Raw genomic sequence first — 3,144 nt, forward strand, 5'->3', positions numbered from 1 at the left:
CTCCCTTTCAACGGCCAGTTCTTTGGCAGAAACGTGAGTGTATGAAACCAGAAAATCCTGCACCGCCCGATCAATGGAAGCCCCCTTGTCGTAGCTATTGAGAACATGACTGACAGCACGTCGCTGGGCATCGATGATTCGACTGATTAATTGTCCCGAAAACGGCTCAATGTCCCGGGCATTGGCAACATCGGCGAGTGCCCACTCTATGATGTATTTTCGCATCAGAGCGGCCAGGGAAACCCTCTGGTCCTGCCAGAGATGGATTTGATAATCCGGGTTGGCCCTGATCCAGGCTTTCAAATAATCCAGGCCATTCCTGTCCAGTGGCTGAAGCAATAACATGTGAATGGTTTTGGGCGGTTCTTCAAGGGTGCTCTCGAGAAAAGCCTGAACGGGGGATAACACCGCGGTGACCCAGTCTTTCTTAAAAGGTTCCTGCTGCAGGTACTCCTTCGCCCTGGTTTCTATCTGGCTGGCAGCCAGCCAGCCTTTGGCGGATGTTTTCTCCCGGATGGCATCGAAAGCGCTGTAACTCTCAATTAACTTGCGGTAATGAACCGTACTGCGATCTTCCAGAGATAGCTCGTTGTCGGCCATTTCCAGAAACTGGCTGAAATCAGGCTCTGATACTTGATGACGTTTAGCATTCTTACCAGACATTTTTTTAAAACCTTTTGCGATAGCCTTTGTGCATTTTCGTGATCGGGGTCGCTATACGCTGTAAAATACAAAATATAAACGACAAACGATGTTTTTTTATGAGATGCTCAGGTTAATACGAAAATCTGCTATCCTTCCCGAGAGCCAAGGATCCTTGCCTGACGTTATGCAGTCCATCTGCACTCAAGGGGTTTCTTCGCTTTAAAACAATCAACCCATTGGCATCTTCACCTGAGCTCCATTGGTTAGTGTTTTGAATCAATATATTTTGTTATGCCAATACGCGAAGACCGGCCTTCACCGGTTAACAACAATTACGTATAGATTCAGTTTCTGGCGTGGACCCACCATTTCCAAGTCAGGTACTACGACAACGTTGTTGATGACTGATTACAGTACACGCGGGTTTAATTTGCCAGCCGGTGTGTTTTATTTTCAGTCTGATGACCTGATTCAGGAGGGTCGTTGTCTATGTACCACCGAACGCGCCGAATCTATCGAAAAGACCGCGATACGAATCACGTCCACACTGACTTTCTGGTGTTTTTGATTATGAGATCTGAAAATATAAGATCAAAGACGTTTTTCCCCATCTTTGCCCTTATGTTCATTGCTGTTATATGGATCGCCAGCTCCAGTGGAGCGGAAGAAACCCGGCAACATCGTCTGCTGTTAATGAACTCCAGCGGGTTGGCTGCCAATGGGGAACCCTTGGATGTCTATAAGGGTTCTGTTTCGTTCTACAACACTTCCCATATTCTGCTGACTGTTGATAATGCTACTAATTCCAGATCCAGCTTTTTGGTTGATTTCAACAACCTTGACGTTATTCAAAAATGGTCGGGAGTCCTTACCCCCAGCACTATAGTGCCAGACTCTCGCTTCGGGGAGCCATTAGCCCGATACCAGGGCCAAAAAGCAGGTCCTGTGGTCACTATCCCACTGTCAAACCTGACATATATTGCGGCTTTTAATGAAATACAGGAAGTTGATAATGGTATAGCCATTACCAGCTCGCTGATTAAACTTGATAAACAATGGCAGGAGAATCAATGGCGGAATGTCACTCTCGCTTCATCTTCAGACATTCCGGCTCTGAAAGACATTGTTAGCATGACACTATCACCGGATGGACACTTCCTTGCTGTCGTTGCTGCCGAAACCCAAACCCTGCTGATTTTTCGATACGATCAGGGACAATTGCATCTGATGCAATCAGTCTCCAACCCGGAAGATCTTGAGAAAGTGGACAGCTGGTTCGGAGTGCACGATGTAACCATTGCCAAACTACCCGATGATTCCACCACCGCCTTTATTGCCTCTACCGACCGGTTCGTCCATCTGGTGGCTTTTAACAAAGAAGATCAGTGGGAAACTCAGGAGGCTCAACTCATTGACTTTCAAAACATGCCCCAGGCACTCACCAGCATAGCCTCCAGTCCGGATGGCAGGAAAATAGCCGTGATTGGCAAACGGGGCACAATCCATACCCTGAAGCTCGTTTCCCCCCCTTTATTCGCAGAATGGCGAGACCCTCCTGTGTATGACTACGATGAATACGACAGGGATAAGGGCCAGTTCGAAGTAGGGCTTATGAATGTGACAGACCCCAATCAGCCAGACAGCAACGATAATTCCCGATTGATCGTCAGGGTTCACTGTGAAGACCATCAAGACCATTGCCCGTTCACCTGGCAAAACAACAGTTTAGTGGTCAATCCTGATAGTGATACCCCTTTGAGTAAAGAAAGCGGTGGTTGGGCACTATCGGAAAGATGGCCCCTGACTGTAACAGCAGCTAACCCACACAACCAGTTCAGTCAAATACGAACAGTGGTCAGCGTAAAACCAGCCGATTACACCTCGCGAATACTGAAACGGGTGTTCGCTGGTCTGTTGCCACCGCTGGCCATAGTAGGCTTTGGTACTTGCGGCCTGGTTAAATGGTGTAGATCAAGGAGGAAAACCTATGAACTCGATCACGAGGCCATGGCCGATGAATATACAGAAAATACCAATCATCGCCCTGAAAGCAATGATCAACCAGCACCGCCAGCCGGTTTAATTGTTCACTTTGATCCTGCATCAAATGAACTGACCCAAGTGCTGGTGCACCCGGCAATAGGTAATACAGACTCTGATTTAAGTTTAACCCTGTCTTCCCCTGCACCTGACGTTATAAATATGATCACTGCAGATACCCCTGAAGCTACAAATACGATCATTCCAGATGCCCCTGAAGCTACAAATACAACCACTGCAGATGCCCCTGAAGTTATAAATACGATCACTGCAGATACCCTTGAAGCTACAAATACAACCACTACAGATGCCCTTGAAGCTACAAATACGATCACTGCAGATGCCCTTGAAGCTACGAATACGACCACTGCAGATGCCCTTGAAGCTACAAATACAACCACTGCAGATGCCCTTGAAGCTACAAATACAACCACTGCAGATGCCCTTGAAGCTACAAAT

The 3,144-nt window shown here is 47.3% G+C and carries 2 protein-coding genes; one reads left to right on the plus strand and one right to left on the minus strand.

What is annotated here, in order from left to right:
• On the minus strand, positions 1 to 663 hold a 663-nt coding region (locus tag KDK17_RS02615; RefSeq protein ID WP_257287274.1), incomplete at its 3' end, for a TcdA/TcdB catalytic glycosyltransferase domain-containing protein.
• Positions 664 to 1,134: 471 nt separating this feature from the next.
• On the opposite strand from KDK17_RS02615, the gene KDK17_RS02620 reads away from it, so the two are divergent.
• The coding region (locus KDK17_RS02620) for a hypothetical protein (protein WP_257287275.1) at positions 1,135 to 3,144 on the plus strand (2,010 nt) is incomplete at its 3' end.

Source organism: Endozoicomonas sp. SESOKO2, from assembly GCF_024606245.1.
Lineage (GTDB): Bacteria > Pseudomonadota > Gammaproteobacteria > Pseudomonadales > Endozoicomonadaceae > Endozoicomonas_A.